Annotated in this window: 17 protein-coding genes; 8 read left to right on the top strand and 9 right to left on the bottom strand. The window is 70.7% G+C overall.

The features are described 5' to 3' along the window. Positions 1–18: 18 nt before the first annotated feature. Together OHA17_RS28270 and OHA17_RS28265 are read right to left on the bottom strand one after the other, a co-directional pair. Complete coding sequence (locus OHA17_RS28270) at positions 19–378, bottom strand: 5-carboxymethyl-2-hydroxymuconate Delta-isomerase (protein ID WP_406508904.1); 360 nt, start codon at positions 376–378, stop codon at positions 19–21. A 45-nt stretch (positions 379–423) separates the two neighbouring features. Further along, entirely contained in the window at positions 424–1,023 is a 600-nt protein-coding gene (locus OHA17_RS28265) for a CGNR zinc finger domain-containing protein (RefSeq protein WP_406508903.1), read from the bottom strand. 89 nt (positions 1,024–1,112) lie between these two features. On the opposite strand from OHA17_RS28265, the gene OHA17_RS28260 reads away from it, so the two are divergent. Then, positions 1,113–2,378 (top strand): cysteine desulfurase, encoded by a 1,266-nt coding sequence (locus tag OHA17_RS28260; protein WP_406508902.1) that lies wholly within the window; start codon positions 1,113–1,115, stop codon positions 2,376–2,378. Positions 2,379–2,435: 57 nt separating this feature from the next. Here the strand turns inward: OHA17_RS28260 and OHA17_RS28255 are convergent, their stop codons facing one another. Continuing rightward, positions 2,436–3,797, bottom strand: a complete 1,362-nt coding sequence (locus OHA17_RS28255; protein WP_406508901.1) for a glutamine synthetase family protein — start codon at positions 3,795–3,797, stop codon at positions 2,436–2,438. 277 nt (positions 3,798–4,074) lie between these two features. On the opposite strand from OHA17_RS28255, the gene OHA17_RS28250 reads away from it, so the two are divergent. The 5 genes from OHA17_RS28250 (at position 4,075) to OHA17_RS28230 (ending at position 10,046) form a co-directional block, all read left to right on the top strand. Beyond that, on the top strand, positions 4,075–6,051 hold the full coding sequence (locus OHA17_RS28250) for an amino acid transporter (RefSeq protein ID WP_406508900.1): 1,977 nt from the start codon (positions 4,075–4,077) through the stop codon (positions 6,049–6,051). An 85-nt stretch (positions 6,052–6,136) separates the two neighbouring features. Continuing rightward, positions 6,137–6,535 carry a hypothetical protein gene (locus OHA17_RS28245; RefSeq protein WP_406508899.1) on the top strand — a complete coding sequence of 133 codons (399 nt, stop codon included), beginning with the start codon at positions 6,137–6,139 and terminating at the stop codon, positions 6,533–6,535. A gap of 69 nt (positions 6,536–6,604) precedes the next feature. Continuing rightward, the gene (locus OHA17_RS28240; protein ID WP_406508898.1) at positions 6,605–7,300 is read left to right on the top strand and encodes a DUF3105 domain-containing protein; all 696 of its coding nucleotides are present in this window, start codon (positions 6,605–6,607) and stop codon (positions 7,298–7,300) included. Further along, the gene (locus OHA17_RS28235) at positions 7,297–7,938 is read left to right on the top strand and encodes a DUF305 domain-containing protein (protein ID WP_406508897.1); all 642 of its coding nucleotides are present in this window, start codon (positions 7,297–7,299) and stop codon (positions 7,936–7,938) included. Before OHA17_RS28240 ends, OHA17_RS28235 begins: the two co-directional genes overlap by 4 nt. A 188-nt stretch (positions 7,939–8,126) precedes the next feature. Next, positions 8,127–10,046 carry a protease pro-enzyme activation domain-containing protein gene (locus OHA17_RS28230; RefSeq protein WP_406508896.1) on the top strand — a complete coding sequence of 640 codons (1,920 nt, stop codon included), beginning with the start codon at positions 8,127–8,129 and terminating at the stop codon, positions 10,044–10,046. Between the two features lie 341 nt (positions 10,047–10,387). On the opposite strand, the gene OHA17_RS28225 is transcribed toward OHA17_RS28230, so the two are convergent. From OHA17_RS28225 to OHA17_RS28215, 3 genes are read right to left on the bottom strand one after another with little or no spacing between them, the layout of a single operon-like run. Next, the gene (locus tag OHA17_RS28225) at positions 10,388–11,206 is read right to left on the bottom strand and encodes an alpha/beta fold hydrolase (RefSeq protein WP_406508895.1); all 819 of its coding nucleotides are present in this window, start codon (positions 11,204–11,206) and stop codon (positions 10,388–10,390) included. Continuing rightward, on the bottom strand, positions 11,194–11,883 hold the full coding sequence (locus OHA17_RS28220; protein WP_406508894.1) for a DUF998 domain-containing protein: 690 nt from the start codon (positions 11,881–11,883) through the stop codon (positions 11,194–11,196). Before OHA17_RS28220 ends, OHA17_RS28225 begins: the two co-directional genes overlap by 13 nt. A 31-nt stretch (positions 11,884–11,914) precedes the next feature. Further along, a complete protein-coding gene (locus OHA17_RS28215) occupies positions 11,915–13,348 on the bottom strand; it encodes an APC family permease (RefSeq protein WP_406508893.1) in 1,434 nt (477 codons plus the stop codon). A gap of 83 nt (positions 13,349–13,431) precedes the next feature. Here OHA17_RS28215 and OHA17_RS28210 point away from each other — a divergent pair, with 83 nt between their 5' ends. Both OHA17_RS28210 and OHA17_RS28205 read left to right on the top strand, forming a co-directional pair. Next, positions 13,432–14,334 carry a DUF4190 domain-containing protein gene (locus OHA17_RS28210; RefSeq protein ID WP_406508892.1) on the top strand — a complete coding sequence of 301 codons (903 nt, stop codon included), beginning with the start codon at positions 13,432–13,434 and terminating at the stop codon, positions 14,332–14,334. 119 nt (positions 14,335–14,453) lie between these two features. Continuing rightward, positions 14,454–16,205 carry an NAD+ synthase gene (locus OHA17_RS28205; RefSeq protein WP_406508891.1) on the top strand — a complete coding sequence of 584 codons (1,752 nt, stop codon included), beginning with the start codon at positions 14,454–14,456 and terminating at the stop codon, positions 16,203–16,205. Positions 16,206–16,232: 27 nt separating this feature from the next. On the opposite strand, the gene OHA17_RS28200 is transcribed toward OHA17_RS28205, so the two are convergent. The 3 genes from OHA17_RS28200 to OHA17_RS28190 form a co-directional block, all read right to left on the bottom strand. Further along, a complete protein-coding gene (locus OHA17_RS28200) occupies positions 16,233–17,255 on the bottom strand; it encodes an endonuclease/exonuclease/phosphatase family protein (RefSeq protein ID WP_406508890.1) in 1,023 nt (340 codons plus the stop codon). A 183-nt stretch (positions 17,256–17,438) separates the two neighbouring features. Continuing rightward, entirely contained in the window at positions 17,439–18,050 is a 612-nt protein-coding gene (locus OHA17_RS28195) for a TetR/AcrR family transcriptional regulator (RefSeq protein WP_406510832.1), read from the bottom strand. A gap of 62 nt (positions 18,051–18,112) precedes the next feature. After that, positions 18,113–19,720: an MFS transporter gene (locus OHA17_RS28190; protein WP_406508889.1), complete on the bottom strand. Its 1,608-nt coding sequence runs from the start codon at positions 19,718–19,720 to the stop codon at positions 18,113–18,115. Between the last annotated feature and the right edge of the window lie 81 nt (positions 19,721–19,801).

Genomic DNA, 19,801 nt, shown 5'->3' with positions numbered 1-19,801 from the left:
GCACGCCCCTTTCACGGGCTACTCCTTGTGGGCGCGGTAGAAATCCCGCTCCATCTCCCGGGTCTCGACCATGACGTGCAGCCGCCGCCCCGCGATGCCGGTCACATGCTTGCGGGCGATCTCCAGGACGGTCTCGCTCAGCTCCTCGATGGCTTTCGGGGTGCGCCCGGAGAGGATCGCGACCTGGATGAAGACGGCGTCGATGTCGTCCTCGGCGGCGCCGAAGTACGACTCCTCGATGCGCCGGAACCGGGTCTTGAAGGCCTCGGTGGAGGCGTTGATCGACGCGGGCGCGACCTCGTGCACCTCACGGGCGAAGGCCTCCCGGTCGAAGGTGGCGGCGAGCCGCTCGGAGTACTCGACGGTGACGAATGGCATGACCGATTCCCTTGCTGTGGCAGGTGAGTTGACGGGTCGAGGTGTTCAGTCGGCGGCCTTGCGGGCGGCGTAGTGGCGGGCTGCCCGTACGCGGTTGCCGCACTTGGTGGTGCACCAGCGGCGGGCCGCGTGGGAGCGCAGGAACCAGCGGGTGCAGCCCTGGGCCCCACAGGGCGCGAGCTGGCCGGCGTCCGCCCCGGTGAGCAGGTCGGCGCCGTCCTCGGCGAGCGAGCAGAGGGCGGCGCCGACCGGGTTCGCGGTGTCGGGTTCGTCGGCGCGGTGCGGCGCGCGGCCGGTCCAGACGAGGCGGGGCGTGGGGGGCGCGGCGGCCAGCGCGGCGTTGAGCGCGTCCAGGCTCGGCGCGGGCGGCGGCATCCCCTCGGCCCGCGCCCCGAAGAGCTCCCGCAGCGCCTCGCGGAGCGCGCGCAGCCGCCCCGCCTGACGGCCACTCAGAACTATCTGGTCCGCGAGGAGTTCATGACGCACGAGCCAGAGCCGCGCGGCGCCGGCGTCCTCCAGGAGGTCCACCTGGCCGTGGCTGAGCGCGAACCGGGTGTTCACCAGGGCGAGGGAGAGGAAGCGTTCCTCGCCGGGAACCGGCAGCTGATGGAGGTAGTGCGGCGCGTCATGATCCACGCCTCTCATGCTAACGCTTGCCGTTATCCGTGAGAAGGTCTACGTTCCTCTCACGGCAAAACAATAGATACAGCGTGAGAAGCAGGGGGCGCCGAAAGATGACGTACACCGACGCGACCGACGTGACCACCGTGACGGAGTTCGACGTGGACAGGGTCCGCGAGGACTTCCCGATCCTCGGCCGCACGCTCGACAGCGGGGCGCCGCTGATCTACCTGGACTCGGGGGCCACCACCCAGAAGCCGCTCCAGGTCCTGGACGCGGAACGGGACTTCTACCTCAACCACAACGCGGCCGTGCACCGCGGCGCCCATCAGCTCTCGGTCGAGGCGACCGACGCGTACGAGGGCGCGCGCCGCAGGATCGCCGCGTTCGTCGGCGCGGCGGACGACGAGATCGTCTTCACCAAGAACACCACCGAGGGCATCAACCTGGTGGCGTACGCGCTGGGGAACGCGGGCCGGCTCGGGCCGGGCGACAGAATCGTGGTGACGGAGATGGAGCACCACGCGAATCTGGTGCCCTGGCAGCAGCTCGCCGAGCGGACCGGGGCGCGGCTCGCGTGGTTCGGCCTGAACGACGACGGCCGGCTCGACCTGGACGGCCTCGACGACCTGGTGGACGAGTCGACGAAGGTGGTCGCCCTGACCCACCAGTCGAACGTCCTGGGCACGCTGAACCCTGTCCGTACGATCGCGGACCGGGCGCATGCGGTGGGCGCGCTGGTGGTGGTGGACGGCGCCCAGTCGGTCCCCCACCGACCGGTGGACGTAAGGGAGTTGGGCGCGGACTTCCTGGCCTTCTCCGGCCACAAGATGCTGGGCCCGAGCGGCGTGGGCGTCCTGTGGGGCCGCGCCGACCTGCTGAACGAACTGCCCCCGTTCCTGACGGGCGGCTCGATGATCGAGGTGGTCGAGATGGAGCGCTCGACGTTCCTGCCGCCCCCGCAGCGCTTCGAGGCGGGCGTCCCGATGACCGCCCAGGCAGTGGGCCTGGCCGCGGCGGTGGACTACCTGGAGGCCCTGGGAATGCGGGAGGTAGCGGCCCACGAGGCCACGCTGACCGCCCTGGCCCTGAACCTCCTGGGCGAGATCCCTGGGGTCCGGATCATCGGCCCCGCGGACCTGACCGACCGAGGCTCGGCGGTGTCCTTCGTGGTCGAGGACATCCACCCCCACGACGTGGGCCAGATCCTGGACGACCGAGGAGTGGCCGTCCGCACGGGCCACCACTGCGCCCGCCCCCTGACCCGCCGCTACGGCCTGGCAGCGACGACGAGGGCGAGCTTCTACGTCTACAACACCCCGGAGGAGGTGACGGCCCTGGCGGAGGGGGTGCGGGCGGCGCAGAGGTACTTCGCCTGACCGACCCCGGCGATCAACAAGGGGGCCCTGCGAGCCCCTCACCCCCTGCCAACTCCCTTACAGCACAGGCAAGTTCTTCCGCAGCTCGAAGGCGGTCACCTCGGACCGGTACTCCTCCCACTCCTGCTTCTTGTTGCGCAGGAAGAAGTCGAAGACGTGCTCCCCCAGCGTCTCCGCCACCAGCTCGCTGCGTTCCATCAGGGTGATCGCCTCGCCCAGGTTCTGCGGGAGGGGTTCGATGCCCATCGCTCGGCGTTCGGCGTCGGTGAGGGCCCACACGTCGTCGTCGGCGCCTGCCGGGAGTTCGTAGCCCTCTTCGATGCCCTTCAGGCCCGCTGCCAGGAGGAGGGCGTAGGCGAGGTACGGGTTGCAGCCCGAGTCCAGGGAGCGGACCTCGACGCGGGCGGAACCGGTCTTGCCGGGCTTGTACATCGGGACGCGGATGAGGGCCGAGCGGTTGTTGTGGCCCCAGCAGATGTACGAGGGAGCCTCGCCGCCGGCGCCCGCCGTGCGCTCCGAGCCGCCCCAGATGCGCTTGTAGGAGTTGACCCACTGGTTGGTGACCGCGGCGATCTCGGCGGCGTGCTTCAGGAGGCCCGCGATGAAGGAGCGGCCGACCTTCGAGAGCTGGTACTCGGCGCCCGACTCGTAGAACGCGTTCCGGTCGCCCTCGAAGAGGGAGAGGTGGGTGTGCATGCCCGAGCCCGGGTACTCCGAGAACGGCTTGGGCATGAAGGTGGCCTGGACACCCTGTTCGAGGGCGACCTGCTTCATGACCAGGCGGAACGTCATGATGTTGTCGGCCGTGGAGAGCGCGTCCGCGTAGCGGAGGTCGATCTCCTGCTGGCCCGGCGCACCCTCGTGGTGGCTGAACTCGACCGAGATGCCCATCGATTCGAGCATGGTGATCGCCTGGCGGCGGAAGTCCATGCCGACGTTCTGCGGAGTGTGGTCGAAGTAGCCCGAGTTGTCGGCCGGGACCGGGCGGGTGCCGTCGAGCGGCTTGTCCTTCAGGAGGAAGAACTCGATCTCGGGGTGCGTGTAGAAGGTGAACCCGAGGTCGGAGGTCTTGGCCAGGATGCGCTTGAGGACGAAGCGCGGGTCCGCGAAGGACGGGGAGCCGTCGGGCATCCGGATGTCGCAGAACATCCGGGCCGTGCCGGGGGCCTCCGCGCGCCACGGCAGGATCTGGAAGGTGGACGGGTCGGGCCGGGCGATCATGTCGGACTCGTAGACGCGGGCGAAGCCCTCGATGGCCGAGCCGTCGAAGCCGATTCCCTCGTCGAAGGCCTGCTCCAGCTCGGCCGGGGCGACCGCCACCGACTTGAGGAAGCCCAGCACATCGGTGAACCACAGGCGCACGAACCGGATGTCGCGCTCCTCGAGAGTCCGGAGCACGAACTCCTGCTGCTTGTCCATAGCCACATCCTTGCAGTTCAGACGGCCTGTGCACCATGACCCCATCAAGAACGGGGACGACGGGCGGATCCTCAGTATCGAGGCGCGGGATTACCTCCACATTACGCACCCGGTATGACCTACAGCACGTCCCCTCCCCGTGGGTGCCCCTGCGGGCTTCGTACGTGACGATGTGGTGGATACTCGCTCCTCGTTGCCCGCAGAACGGCCCCAGCACAACGGCCCGGCACAACAGTCCGGCACCACGGCTCGGCAGAACGGCTTAGGAGAACCTCGCATGACCGGCACCCAGGTGGATCCTCCGGATACCGCCGTCGCAACCCCCGACCGGCGCCGCTGGCGCGGCTGGCTGCTCGACGGGCTGAGCGAGCGCTCCGCCCGCCACCCCGGCCCGCACGGCACCCCGCCGGCCGAGCACAAGGGCCACCGCTGGTGGCGGGTCATGTGCCTGACCGGTGTCGACTACTTCTCCACGCTCGGCTACCAGCCCGGCATCGCGGCGCTCGCCGCCGGGCTGCTCTCGCCGCTCGCGACACTGGTGCTTATCGCGCTGACGCTGGGCGGGGCTCTGCCGGTGTACCGGCGGGTCGCGAAGGAGTCGCCGAACGGCGAGGGCTCGATCGCCATGCTGGAGCGGCTGCTGCCCTGGTGGGCGGGGAAGATCTTCGTCCTGGTGCTGCTCGGCTTCGCCGCCACCGACTTCATGATCACGATCACGCTTTCGGCCGCGGACGCCTCCGCGCACGTCGTGGAGAATCCTTTCGCCCCGAGCTTCCTGCACGGCTCCAACCTCTGGATCACGCTCGCGCTCGTCGCGGCCCTCGGCGCGGTCTTCCTCAAGGGGTTCAAGGAGGCCATCGGCATCGCGGTGGCGCTCGTCGGCGTCTATCTGGCGCTGAACCTCGTGGTCCTCTCGACCGCCGTCTGGAAGATCGCCACCGAGCCGGTCGTGATCGGCAACTGGTGGGACGCGATGACCGCCGAGCACTCCTCGCCGCTCGCGATGATCGGCGTCTCGCTGCTCGTCTTCCCGAAGCTCGCGCTCGGCATGTCCGGGTTCGAGACGGGCGTGGCGGTCATGCCGCAGATCCAGGGCGACGACTCGGACACGTACGCCAACCCGGCCGGCCGGGTCCGTGACACCCGCAAGCTGCTGACCACGGCGGCGCTCATCATGAGCGGCTTCCTGCTCGTCTCCAGCCTGGCGACGACCATCCTGATCCCGGAGTCCGAGTTCAAGGCCGGGGGCGGCGCCAACGGCCGCGCGCTGGCCTTCCTCGCCCACCAGCACCTCGGCGAGGGCTTCGGGACGGTGTACGACATCTCGACCATCGCCATCCTCTGGTTCGCCGGGGCCTCGGCGACCGCGGGCCTGCTCAACCTCGTACCGCGCTATCTGCCGCGGTACGGCATGGCACCCGAGTGGACGCGTGCGGTGCGGCCGCTGGTCCTGATCTTCACGGCGATCGCCTTCTTCATCACGTGGTGGTTCGACGCCGACGTCGACGCGCAGAGCGGCGCGTACGCCACCGGTGTGCTGGTCCTGATGCTCTCGGCCTCGTTCGCCTCGACGGTCGCCGTGCACCGGCGCGGCAAGCGGGCCGCGGCCCTCGGCTTCGGGGTGGTCACCGCGGTCTTCGCGTACACGCTGGTCACGAACGTGATCGAGCGGCCGGACGGCATCAAGATCGCGCTGCTGTTCATCGTGGGCATCGTGGTGTCGTCGTTCGCCTCGCGGGTGCACCGCGCCTTCGAACTGCGGGCGACGGCGGTCACCTTCGACGAGTGCGCCGCCCGGTTCGTGGACGAGGCGGCGCAGAGCGGGCCGCTGCGGATCATCGCCAACGAGCCGCAGGAGCACTCGACGCGGGAGTACCGCGCCAAGGAGTACAGCCAGCGCGAGGAGACGCACATCCCGGACGGCCGGCCCGTGCTGTTCCTGGAGGTGTTCATCCAGAACTCCTCCGACTTCACCACCGAGCTCACCGTCCACGGCGACGAGAAGCACGGGGTGCGCCGCCTGCGCGTCGAGGGCGCGGTCGTGCCCAACACCATCGCCGCCGTGATGATGGAGCTGCGCGACCGCACCGGCGAGGTGCCGCACGCCTACTTCAACTGGACCGAGGGCCACCCGCTCAGCCATCTGCTGCGCTTCCTGGTGTTCGGCGACGGCGAGGTCGCCCCGGTCACCCGCGAGGTGCTGCGCCGGGCCGAGCCGGACCTGCGCCGCCGTCCCCGGGTCCACGTGGGCTGAGCGTCCCCTTTCGTGCCCGCTGTTTTCGGCCGGTGAGGCACCCGGCCTGCCGTGAGCCGCACTCCCTCCCCTACCATCTGCGCCCATGGGGGGAGTGCGGCTCACGCGCATCACGCGTCCCGTGGCGCTGCTGAGTGCCATGGCGACGCTGCTCGCCGCGCTCTTCATCTGCCTCGCGGCGGGCGGCGGCGAGAGCCCGGCCCGCCTCCCCCAAGCTCTCAACTTCGTTCGAGCAGGGGGGACCCCCATCGGCCCGACGGCCGACGGGTCCGCGCGGTACGTCTGCCCGTACGAACAGGGCGACTGCGGGCTCTTCCCGCACACCGGCCCGGCCGTGCTCACCACACCCCCGACGGACGCGCCGGCCCCGGCCGCGGTTCATGACGTACGCCCGGTGACGCCCCGCGCGGGCGCCGCCCCCGTACGGTTCGGGGCCCGGCCGCGCGCGCCGGACCTGCACGTCCTTCAGGTGCTGCGGACCTAGGGGGCACCGCAGCCACGCTCGGCTGCTCCTGCCCTCAACTCCCCATCCCCAGAAGGACGTTACGGACACATGGCCATTCAGGACGACCCCAACACCTCCCGCAGAGCGCGTATAGAGGAGCTGCGCCGCGTCGAGCAGGCCCGGCAGCGGCGCGGCAGGATCGTGGTGATCTCCTCGGTCACCGCCGCCGTCGTCGCGGTCGCGGGCCTGGTCGGATTCGGCGTGTACGAGTTCGGCAAGTCGGGCGACAGCGGCAGCAAGGCCGCCGACAAGACGCAGACGGAAGCTCAGGCTCAGGGCGGCACCGACGCCAAGGCTCAGATCGCGGGCGAGAAGGACTGGGATCCCAAGAAGCTGACCCGCAACCACGTGACCACCAAGGTGAATTACCCGATGAAGCCGCCGGTGGGCGGCGACCACGACCAGGTGTGGATGAACTGCGGGGGCGACGTCTACTCCAAGCAGGTCCCCGACATGAACGCCGTGCACTCCCTGGAACATGGCGCGGTGTGGGTGACGTACACCGACAAGGCGTCGGCCGCCGATGTGAAGAAGCTCGCCGACAAGGTGTCGAAGACGCCGTACTCGCTGATGAGCCCGTACAAGGACCAGGCCGGGGCGATCATGCTGAGCGCCTGGGGCAAGCAGGTCACCGTGAACGGCGCGGACGATCCCCGGGTGAGCGAGTTCTTCACCAAGTACGTGCAGGGTCCGCAGACGCCCGAGCCAGGTGCCCCGTGCACGGGCGGGCTGGGCGAGCAGTGATCCGCCGCTACTGGGGGCTCGCGGCCGCGCTCGCCCTCGCGATGGTGTTCGCGGCGGCCGCCGTGCTCGTCTCCTCCGGCGGCAGCCGGGCCACCGCCGAGGCCAAGTCCCGTACGCCGACGGCCACTTCGGCGGACGCGGGGTTCGCGCGCGACATGTCGACGCACCACCAGCAGGCGGTGGAGATGTCCTTCGTCGTGCGCGACCGCACCTCGGACGAGGAGGTACGGCGCCTCGCGTACGACATCGCCAACACTCAGGCCAACCAGCGGGGCATGATGCTCGGCTGGCTGGACCTGTGGGGGCTGCCGAAGAACGAGGCGTCCCAGCTGCCGATGGCGTGGATGGGCACGGGCATGGAGCCGGGCGCCGACGGCGCGCTGATGCCCGGCATGGCCACCAACACCGATCTGGACAAGCTGCGCAAGCTCAGCGGCAGGGACGCCGAGGTGCTCTACCTCCAGCTGATGACCGAGCACCACAAGGGCGGCATCCACATGGCTCAGGGCTGTGTCGAGCGCTGCACGGTGGGACCGGAGAAGCGGTTGGCGCAGGGCATGGTCGACGCGCAGCAGTCGGAAATCGACTTGATGGCACAAATGCTGAAGAAGAGGGGCGCTACGGCACGTACCGACTGACGACCCAACTGGCCGTCAGTAAACGCTCTTTGGCGTTTCTTGGCGATCACATGCCCCCCGCATGAACTGTTCCTGACAAGAGTGACGCATTACGTGCGCGCATCAGACAGCGCACGTACAGCATGCGAAGACCTCACGCAGGGGGTTACATGAGAACCAGCCGCGCCAGGCGGCGCGCCGGTGTGAGCATGGCAGCGACACTGCCTTTGCTCGCCGGCGCGCTCGCCCTCGGCATACCGTCCGCCCAGGCGGCCGATCCGGTCCCGAGCGGACGGGCGGCCCTCGCGGGCACCCAGCCCGTCTGGGCCACCGGCTCCGCCGACCAGGGTGCCACCGCCGCAGCAACCAAGGTCAACGCCCGGGTGTACCTCGCCGGGCGGGACGCGAAGGGCCTCGACGCGTACGCCGCGGCCGTGTCCGACCCGCAGTCGGCGTCGTACGGCAAGTACCTCGGCGCCGACCAGGCGCAGCAGCGCTTCGGCGCCACCCAGGAGCAGATCGACGCGGTCACCAAGTGGCTGAAGTCGTCCGGACTGACCATCACGGGCTCCACCCAGCACTACATATCGGTGTCCGGTGACGTTGCGGCGGCGCAGAAGGCGTTCGCCACGCAGCTGCACAACTACCGCAAGAGCGGCCGGACTTACCACGCCCCGTCCAAGGCCGCGTCCGCGCCGAACGCGCTCGCGGGCGCCGTTCTGACGGTGACCGGCCTGGACAACGCGCCGCACCAGTCGACGCACGAGGACACCCTGCCGGGGCCGGGCGCCGGCTTCCGCAACGCGGGTCCGTCCTCCAGCTACTACGGCCAGAACGTCGCCAAGACGCTGCCGGACGCGTACGGCACGAAGGTTCCGTACGCCGTGCACGGCTACACCGGCCAGCAGCTGCGGGCCGCGTACGGCGCGGGCAAGTACACCGGCAAGGGCGTGACCGTCGCGATCACCGACGCGTACGCCTCGCCGACCATGGCGTCGGACGCGGCCCAGTACGCCAAGCGCAATGGTGACAAGGCCTACAAGAAGGGCCAGTACACCGAGGTCCTTCCGGCGGCCTACAACAGCGTGGACGACTGCAAGGCGTCCGGCTGGTACGGCGAGGAGTCCCTGGACGTCGAGGCCGTGCACGCGGTCGCGCCCGACGCGAACATCGTGTACGTGGGCGGCGCGTCCTGCAACGACCCGGATCTGCTCGACGCCCTCAACAAGGTCGTCGACAAGCGGCTCGCCGACATCGTCTCCAACTCGTGGGGCGACATCGAGGCCAACGAGACCCCGGACATCGCGGCGGCGTACGACCAGACGTTCAAGCTCGGCGCGATCGAGGGCATCGGCTTCTACTTCTCCTCCGGCGACAACGGCGACGAGGTCGCCAACACCGGCAAGAAGCAGGTCGACACCCCGGCCAACTCGGCTTGGGTGACGGCGGTCGGCGGCACCTCGCTGGCGGTCGGCAAGAACGACAAGTACCAGTTCGAGACCGGCTGGGGCACCGAGAAGGCCGCCCTCGCCGCGGACGGCAAGAGCTGGACGAACTTCCCCGGCGCCTACACCGGCGGCGCGGGCGGCGGCACCAGCTCCACCGTGAAGCAGCCGTTCTACCAGCACGGCATCGTGCCGGACTCGCTGGCGAAGGCGAACGGCGCGACCCGGATGCGCACGGTTCCGGACATCGCGGCCGTGGCCGACCCCAACACCGGCTTCCTGGTGGGCCAGACGCAGACCTGGCCCGACAAGTCGGTGAAGTACGACGAGTACCGCATCGGCGGCACCTCGCTCGCCGCCCCGGTCACCGCGGGCATCCAGGCGCTGGCCCAGCAGGCCCAGCACTTCCCGATCGGGTTCGCGAACCCGTCGATCTACGCGCGCTTCGGCTCGCCGCTCTTCCACGACGTGACGGACCACCCGCTGGGTGCGAAGCGTGACCTCGCGGTCGCGCGTGTCGACTTCGCGAACAGCGTGGACGCGTCGGGCGGCCTGCTGACGTCGGTCCGATCGCTCGGCAAGGACAGCTCGCTGTCCGCGACGAAGGGGTACGACGACGTGACGGGTGTGGGTTCGCCCGCGCCGGGTTACGTGGCGTCGTACGGCTTCCCGTTCCGCCGCTGACCCCTTCACCGGGGTCCCACCCCGCCCTCGGCCACGCGCTGGCCGGGGGCGGGGTTCTGCGTTTCCCCACCCCGCCCCTTCCCGAGCCCCTCCGGGGGTGGGTCGGCTGCGGACCGTGCGTGGTTGCTCGCGCAGTTCCCCGCGCCCCTCACCAGTATTGATGCTGGTCCGCATGGACATTCTCAGCCCGTCCGGCGTTTGAGGACGAGCGCCGTTCAGGCGCGAACGGGGTCTGGGGCGGAGCCCCAGAAGCCACCGTCACCCACCTACACCCCCGGAGGGTCTCGGGAAGGGGCGGGGTGGGGGCCTTCGGGGTCTGGGGCGGAGCCCCAGGGCGCCGGTTACCCAGGGCGTACCGCTCGCGCCACCGCCCCCGGGTCGTCCAGCATCACCAAGTGGCCCGCAGCCGACGCGAGTTGGAAGCGCGCACCCAGCGTCGCCGCCAGGCCGCGCTGGCGGTGGATCCAGGCCTCGCCACCGGCGCCGCCCGCCAGCACGGTGACCGGTGCCGCCGGGAGGCTCAACCGGCGCCGCAGGGACAGGAGTTCCGCCGCCACCGCCCCGTACCGCGCGTTCTCCAGGATCATTCCGCGCAGCACCCGCGACGTGCCGTAGCAGCTCCGTACCAAGGCGCGCGGGGCCGGATCGCCCCCGCCCGTGCGGGAGGCGCGGACCGTGGCCCGGCGGACCGCGGGGCCGAGCGCGGCGGGCACTCCCGTGCCGCACAGCGCCGCCCCCACCGCCCGCGCGAAGGCGAGCCGCAAACCCGGGGCGGCCGGAGGGCGCGCCACCTCCTCGATGCTGGAGTCGACCAGGACGAGGCCCGCCGTACGGGCCGGGTACAGCCGCGCGAAGGCCTCCGCATGGAACCCCGCGATGGAGTGGCCGACCACCGTCACCGGACCGGCCGCACCCAGCGCGTCGAGCAGCCCCGCGATCCGGTGCGCCTCCCCCGCGGCGGTCGGCGGCACCACGGCCGGCCCGGAGAGCCCGTGCCCGGGCCGGTCGAAGCGTACGACCGTGTGGTCCGGGGTGAGCAGCGGCACCACCGGATCCCAGTCGAACCAGCTCATGCCGAGCCCGGCGCTGAGCACCACCATCGGCCCGGCCCCCTCGACCACGACGTGGTGCGGCACCCCGCCGACCTTCAGGAACGCCATGCCCGCCCGTCCCGCGCCACGCAAACCGCCAGCACCCCCAGCCAGACCGCCACCACCAGCACCTGAAGCCGCTGGCCCGCGCCCAGGGCCCAGGTGCCGCGGCCCGCCTGGAAGGCCGCCACCGATGCCAGCGTCCAAGCCGTGGCGGCCAGTTCGAGGGCCACCAGCGCCGGGCCGAGGCGCGCCGCGAGCCAGGGCCACCAGCCGTAGCGGCGGGCCGCGACGGTGAGGGCCACCACGCCGGCCAGCGCTCCCAGCATCGCCAGGCTGCTGCTCACCGCGTGCGCGGTGTGCGTCGCCGGGACCAGGCCCGCCGTTTCGCGGGCCGCGCACACCGGGTCGGCGGTCGGGGCGCAGCTCAGCGGGAGGCGGGAGTCGACCGCCGTGGCCGCGCCGAACAGCGCGAGGCCCGACCAGCCCGCCAGCGACCAGCGCCGCCGGTCGCAGCGCCAGAGCGCGCACACCGCGGCGGCCAGGACCAGGAGTCCCGCCGTCAGGTCGGTGGCGCGGAAGAGGCCGCCCAGCGGCTGGTCGGCCGCGGCGAGTTCACTCACGTACGCCTGGATCGGGTCGAGGCCGGTCTGGAAGACGAGCTCAAGGACCCAGGCCGTGTACGCCAGGGCGCCGAGCGCGAGCAGGACCGCCACGGGCCGGGTTCGCACACCACTGCGGGACATAGTGGGGCCAATGTTACGGGGGCGGCTGCGGTTACTGGTGGTCCGGATGCACCCAGCTCGGCTTGCGGAACTTCAGGAAGGCCAGCGGCGCGAGGATGCCGAGCGCCAGGAGGCCGCCGCCGACGATCAGCAGGTACCGCCACAGCGGCTGGTTGCCGAACTGGTCCGGCGGTACGAACCCGATGCACAGCGCGGCCACCGACGCCACGAACCCGATGCCCGCGACCCACGCGACCGCGGGCACCCGGAACCCCCGCTCCACCTCGGGCCGGGTCCTGCGCAGCCTGACCACCGCCACGAACATCAGCAGGTAGGCGATGAGATAGATCTGGACGGTGATGACGGAGAACATCCAGTACGCGCTCGACACGTCGCCGCTGAACGCGTACAGGATGCCGATCAGGGTGGTGATGACGCCCTGCGCGACCATGATGTTCTGCGGGGTGCCGTACTTGTTCAACCGCTGGAACACCGGCGGCAGATAGCCCTCCTGGCGCGAAAGCAGCACCAGTCCCTTGGCGGGTCCCGCGAGCCAGGTCAGCATGCCGCCGAGCGCGGCCGCCACCAGCATCACGCCGACGACCCTGGTCATCCAGCCGATGTGGAAGTGGCCGAAGAAGGCCTGGAAGGCCTGCATCAGACCGGCCGTCAGGCTCAGCTCCGACGACGGCATCACCCAGGAGATCACCAGGGCCGGAAGGATGAAGATCAGCAGCACCAGGCCGGTCGCCAGGAACATCGATTTCGGGTACTCGCGCTTGGGGTCGCGCAGCGAGGACACATGGACGCCGTTCATCTCCATGCCCGCGTACGACAGGAAGTTGTTGACGATCAGGACCAGGCTGGCGAGCCCGGTCCACGGCGGCAGCCAGTGCGAGGCGCTCATCGGCGCCGCCGACGGGTTGCCCTGGCCGAGGAAGACGAAGCCGAGGACGACCAGGACCACGCCCGGGATGAGCGTGCCGATGACGAGCCCCAGAGAGCTCAGCCCCGCGACCGTCTTCGTGCCGCGCGAGGAGATCCACACGCCGGTCCAGTAGATGACGACGATGACGATCGCGACGTACGGCCCGTTCTCGGCCAGCTTCGGGTTGATGACGTACGCGAAGGTCGAGGCGACGTACGCGAGCAGGCTCGGGTAGTACGCGATCGTCATGGCGAACTGGCACCAGACCGCGAGGAACCCGAGCGGTTTGCCCAGCGCCTCGCTCACCCAGCGGTAGATGCCGCCGGTCCAGCCCGAGGCGAGTTCGGCGCCGACCAGCGCCGTCGGGAGCAGGAAGACGAGGGCCGGCAGGAGGTAGAGGAAGATCGCGGCGAGGCCGTAGATGGCCATGGACGGGGAGGGGCGCAGGCTCGCGACGGATGCCGTCGTCATCAGGCCCAGCGTCACCCACGAGACGAACTGCCGTTTTGTCCCTCCGTCCGCGACGAGTTCTTCATCGGAGGCATCCGTGGTCGTCATGCGCCCATCCTCGGCTCGGCGGCGGGGTCCCGCACGTCGGGCCGTAGGGTGATCCGAAAAAATGGATCACCGAAGGACTCCCCATGACCGTGCCCGTCAACTCCCCCGGCCAGCCGCAGTGGGGGCCGCCGTCATCCGGCCGCCCGGGTCCGCCGCAGGCCCCCGCGCAGCAGGCCCGTAACGGTCTCGGCGCCGCGTCCCTGGTCCTCGGCGTCCTCGGGGTGGCCTTCGGGCTCGTGCCCTTCCTGTTCTGGCTGTCGGGCACGCTCGGAGTCCTCGCCGTGGTCCTCGGGCTCGTGGGGCACCGGCGGGCGCGCGAGAGACGGGCCACCAACAAGGGCGTGCCGCTGGCCGGGAGCGTGCTCGGTGGCGTCGCGACCGTGCTCGGGATCTTCGGGCTTCTGGTCACCGTGGTGTTCGTGAAGGACGCCGCCAAGGGTGCGGGCGGCGGCATATCCGCGGCGCCGCCGCGCGCCGCCTCGCCCTCGGCGCCCGGTCCGAAGCCGTCGCCTAGCGCCCCGCCCGCCCAGAAGCCGCAGCCGTTCGGGGCGACGCACACCTACCCGGACGGCGTGCAGGTCACCGTCTCCCGGCCGGCCCCTTACGCGCCGGACGCGTCCGCGTCGGGCCATCGCAAGGGCAACCGGGCGATCCGCTTCACCGTCACCATCGTGAACGACAGCGACGCGTCGATCGACGTCACGTCGGCGGTGCCGACCGCGCGCGGCTCGGACGGCATCGAGGTCGAGGCCATATACGACGACGAGCACGCGACGAGCATGTTCGCGGGCGCCCTGGAGCCGGGCGGCCGCGCCAGGGGCGAGTTCGCCTTCTCGATGCCGCCCGGGTCCAAGACCGTGGACTTCCAGATCGGGCCGCAGACGCTGAAGTACGACGAGACGGTGTGGAGCGGGCCGGTCGCCGCGGGAAGCAGCCCAGGTACCGGAAGCGGCACCGACACCGACCCGAGCCCGGTCACCGACTGACCCTGCCGTGGGAGGGGCACTGACCGAGCCTCCGCCCGGCCCATGGGGCGCCCCCGAACGGCGCCCCGTATCGCCGCTCCCCACCCCATCGCGTCGCATTGACGATTACACTGGGCCGCGTGCCTCAACTACGTCTCGCCCTGAATCAGATCGACTCGACCGTCGGGGACATCTCCGGCAACACCGAGGCGATCGTGCACTGGACACGGCACTCCGCCGAGCAGGGGGCGCACCTCGTCGCGTTCCCCGAGATGATGCTGACCGGCTACCCCGTCGAGGATCTGGCCCTCAGATCGTCCTTCGTCGAGGCGTCCCGGCAGGCGCTCACCGCGCTCGCGGCGCGCCTGGCGGCGGAGGGCTTCGGGGAGATCCCCGTGGTCGTCGGGTACCTGGACCGCTCCCCCGTCGCGAGCCCCCGGCTCGGCCAGCCGGCGGGCGCTCCGCAGAACGCGGCGGCGGTGCTGCACGGCGGCCGGGTCGTGCTGGCCTTCGCCAAGCACCACCTGCCCAACTACGGCGTGTTCGACGAGTTCCGCTACTTCGTGCCGGGCGACACCATGCCCGTGGTGCGGGTGCGCGGCATCGACGTGGCCCTCGCCATCTGCGAGGACCTGTGGCAGGACGGCGGCCGCGTCCCGGCCACCCGCTCGGCGGGCGCGGGGCTCCTGATCTCCATCAACGCCTCGCCGTACGAGCAGAACAAGGACGACTCCCGGCTCGACCTGGTCCGCAAGCGCGCCCAGGAGGCCGGCTGCACGCTCGCGTACGTGGCGACCATCGGCGGCCAGGACGAGCTGGTCTTCGACGGCGACTCGATCGTCGTCGACGCGAGCGGCGAAGTCGTGGCGCGGGCACCGCAGTTCAGCGAGGGCTCGGTCGTCCTCGACCTGGAGCTCCCGGCCGCGGGCCCGGCCCCGTCCGGCGTGGTCGACGACGGTCTTCGCATCGACCACGTGGTGGTCTCCGACGAGCCGGTCCCGGCGTACGAGCCGGAGCTGACCGGCGGTTACGCCGAGCGGCTCGACGACGAGGAGGAGGTCTACTCGGCGCTGGTCGTGGGCCTGCGCGCGTACGCCGCGAAGAACGGCTTCCGGTCCGTCCTGATCGGCCTGTCCGGCGGCATCGACTCGGCGCTGGTCGCCGCGATCGCCTGCGACGCGCTGGGCGCGGCGAACGTATACGGCGTGTCCATGCCGTCGAAGTACTCCTCGGACCACTCCCGGGGCGACGCGGCCGAGCTGGCGCGGCGCACCGGGCTGAACTTCCGCACCGTCCCCATTGAGCCGATGTTCGACGCCTACATGGGCTCGCTCGGCCTGACCGGGCTCGCCGAGGAGAACCTCCAGTCGCGGCTGCGCGGCACGATGCTGATGGCGCTCTCCAACCAGGAGGGCCACATCGTGCTCGCCCCGGGCAACAAGTCCGAGCTGGCGGTGGGCTATTCGACGCTGTACGGCGACTCGGCAGGCGCGTACGGGCCGATCAAGGACGTCTACAAGACCTCGGTGTTCCGGCTCGCCGAGTGGCGCAACCGCGCGGCGGCCGAGCGCGGCCAGACCCCGCCGATCCCGGAGAACTCCCTCACCAAGCCCCCCAGCGCCGAGCTCCGCCCGGGCCAGGTCGACACGGACTCGCTGCCCGACTACCCGGTCCTGGACGCGATCCTGGCGATGTACGTCGACCGGGACCAGGGCGCGGACGCGATCGTGGCGGCCGGGTACGACCCGGAGCTGGTGGGCAAGACGCTGCGGATGGTGGACACGGCGGAGTACAAGCGGCGGCAGTATCCGCCGGGTACGAAGATCTCGGCGAAGGGGTTCGGCAAGGACCGCCGGCTGCCCATCACCAACCGCTGGCGCGAGTTGGGGTGAGCTGCCGGAGGCCGGGGGCCCGGGCGGCTACACCTGAAGCCGCGCCGCGATCGGCAGATGGTCGCTCTGCGTCTCCGGAAGGGTCCACGACGACTTCGGCTCGATGCCCTTGACCATGATCTGGTCGATGCGGGCCATCGGGAACGCGGCCGGCCACGTGAAGCCGAAGCCGTCGCCCGCGGCGCCCTGGGTGGAGCGCATCTGGGCGGTGATGTTGTTCAGGGAGCGGTCGTTCATCGTGCCGTTGAGGTCGCCGAGCAGGACCACCTTCTTGATCGGCTCGGCGGAGATCGCCTCACCCAGCGTGTAGGCGCTGTTGTCGCGCTGGTTGGCGGTGAACCCGGCGTTCAGCTTGACCCGTACCGAGGGCATGTGGGCGACGTACACCGCGACGTCGCCGGTCGGGGTCTTCACCGTCGAGCGCATCGCGCGCGTCCAGCCCATCTTGATGTCGACGGGCCTGCTGTCGCTGAGCTCGTACTTGGACCAGAGGCCCACCGTGCCCTGCACCGAGTGGTACGGGTAGAGGTCGGCCAGCGCCTTCTTGTACGTCTCGACCTTGTCGCCCGGGATCTCCTCCAGGGCCAGGACCTGCGCGCCGGAGGCGGCGACCTGGCGGGCGGTGCCGGCCGGGTCGGCGTTCTCGGCGTTCACGTTGTGGGTGGCCACGACCAGGTTGCCGCCGGAGCCCTGCTTGTCGGTGAGGAGGCCGCCGAACACGTTGAGCCAGACGATCACCGGAAGCAGCAGCGCGATCAGCGCGGTCGCCGAGCGGCGCCACAGCGCGAGCCCGAGGAGGACCGGCAGGAACACACCGAGCCACGGCAGGAAGGTTTCTGAGAGCGAGCCGAGGTTGCCCACCGAGTTGGGGATCCGGGCGTGCAGGAGCATCACCAGGGCGATCAGCACGGCGAGCCCCGCGAGGATCAGGCCGCGGCGCCAGATGCCGGGATCGCCCCGCCAGTTGCCGACCAGGCGCCGGAACCGGGACCCGGTGCGCTCGCCCTCCGCGCTGCCGTCGCCCGTCTCCGTCATGTACGCCCGCGCCATTCCGCTGTCCTCACTGCTGTTTCCGCACATCGTCCCCGCCGTTCGACCCTAGGCGAAAACGGGTGGGATTCCCTGCTGCCGTACTGCCCGTACGACATCCGTACGCCCCGCAGGACGACCGGGCGGGGCGGCGGGTTCCGGGGCGGGGCCCCAGCCAGGGCCCCTGTGACACAACGCGCATATTCAGCGGGGCGGGCGCAGCCCTTCGAGGACGGCGTCCACGATGCGCGCGGCGAGCTCGGGGCCGGGCAGTTCGTTGCCGGGCCGCATCATGGTGCGCACCAGCATCGGGGCGACGAAGAGGTCGGCGGCCATGTCGAGGTCGAGCCCGGCGCGCAGCTCGCCGTTCTCGACGCCCCGCCGCAGCACCTCGTCGAGGAGCTCGCGGCGGGGGTCGATGACGGTGCTGTGGTACTTCGACCAGAGCTTGGGATAGCTCTGCATCTGGGCGAAGACGTTGTGCAGCAGGGCGGAGGACTGTTTGGCGACGCTGCGCCGGCGCACGTTCTCCACCATGCACACGAGGTCGTCGCGCAGGGAGTGGCCGGGCAGCGGCGGGGCCGGCGACTCCATGGACTGGACGACCTCGACGTACAGCTCCTCCTTGCCGGCCCAGCGCCGGTAGATGGTGGCCTTGCCGACGCCCGCGGTGCGGGCGATGCGTTCGATGGAGAGGTCGGCGAGCGAGACGCCTTCCTCAAGCAGCTTGATCACGGCTTCCAGGATCTGGCGTTCCGCGGCCTCGGAGCGGGGCCGCCCGCGCCGTGGTTCGCCGGCCTTGTGCTGCTTGTCCATCAGGGTCACGCCCGCTCCGCTTCTTCTCGCCGTCCCGCCGATTGTCCCGGAGGCCCGGCCTCCTAGCTGCGCGCGGCCTCGGTGGGCCGTTCCTCGGCCTTGGGCGCCGGGGCCGCGGGCGGCTTCGGCGGCAGGAACAGGGCGACGACGACCGCGCCGAGCAGGGCCACGCCGGACGAGGCGAGGGCCGTGACGTGCATGGCGTGGATGAAGGCGTCGTTGGCCGGGGCGATCAGGGCCTTGCCCGCGGGGCCCATCTTCTCGGCGATGCCGAGGGTCGCCTCGATGGATTCGCCGGCCGCCTTGCGCGCCCCTGCGGGGACCGCGCCGAGGTGGCCCTGGATGTCACCGCGGTAGACCGTGGAGAGCAGCGAGCCGAGCACGGCGACGCCGAGTGCGCCGCCGACCTGGCGGAAGGTGTTGTTGACGGCCGAGCCCGAACCTGCCTTCTCGCGCGGCAGCGCCTGCATGATCGACACGGTGACGGGCGGCATGATGTGTGCCATTCCGGCGCCCTGGATGAAGAACACGACCTCCATGACCCAGATCGGCGTGTTCGCGTCGAACAGGCCGAAGGCCGCGAGGCCGATCGCCACCAGGATCAGTCCGGCGGTGCAGACGGCCCGGGCGCCGAACCGGTCGACGACGAGCCGGGCCCGCGGCGCGAAGATCATCTGAGCGGCGGCGAGCGGCAGGATGAGCAGGCCGGACTGGAGCGCGCTGTAGCCGCGCACGCTCTGCATGTAGAAGACGGAGAAGAATGTCACGCCCATCAGCGCGAAGAAGGTCAGCGCGATGGCGACGACGGCGGCCGAGAACGCCGGCTTCTTGAAGTAGTCGATGTCGATGGCCGGGTGGTCGACGCGCTTCTCGTACAGGACGAAGCCGACCAGGACCGCGACCCCGCCGAGGATCGTGGCGAGCACCGTCGTATCGGTGAAGTCCGCCAGCTGGCCGCCGTGGATGATGCCGTACACCAGCAGGACGAGGCCCACCACGGAGAGCAGCACGCCCACCGGGTCGAGCCTGCCGGGGTTGGGGTCCCTGGAGTCCGGCACGAGGACGACCATCGCGATCAGAGCGATGATCACGACCGGCACGTTGACCAGGAAGACCGAGCCCCACCAGAAGTGCTGGAGCAGGACGCCGCCGGTGATCGGGCCGATCGCGATGGCGAGGCCGACGCCGCCGGCCCAGATGCCGATGGCCTTGGGCTGCTCCTCGCGCTCGAAGACGTTCATGAGGACGGCGAGGGTGGCGGGCATCACGAAGGCGCCGCCGAGGCCCATCAGGGCGCGGAACGCGATGAGCTGGTCCGGCGAGTTCGAGAAGGCGGCGAGCACCGAGCCGAGACCGAAGACCGTGATGCCGAAGAGCAGGATCTTCTTGCGGCCGAGCCGGTCGCCGAGCAGGCCTGAGGTGAAGAGCAGCCCGGCGAAGACCAGCGTGTAGGCGTTGATCGCCCATTCCAGCTCGCTCTGGGTGGCGCCGAGGCCGGTGGGGGCGGGGCTGGCGATCGTCTTGACGGCGACGTTCAGGATCGAGTTGTCGAGGACGACGATCAGCAGGCTGAGCATCAGGACGGCGAGGATCGCCCAGCGTCGGCGGTGGACGGCTTCGGGTATCCGAGGTGCGGCCGGGGCGCCGGACGCGGCAGGCGTGGTTGACATGCCGTCCAGCCTAGAGCGATTTCGATACGAGACCGTCTCGTATAGCAAGGTCTTTGCTTTTCGGACACCGGTTCGTGTTCG

It is taken from the genome of Streptomyces sp. NBC_00212 (genome assembly GCF_045206365.1).
Taxonomy (GTDB): domain Bacteria; phylum Actinomycetota; class Actinomycetes; order Streptomycetales; family Streptomycetaceae; genus Streptomyces.
Note: the sequence above shows the minus strand (reverse complement) of the source record. Positions and strands in the feature narration are given on the sequence as shown.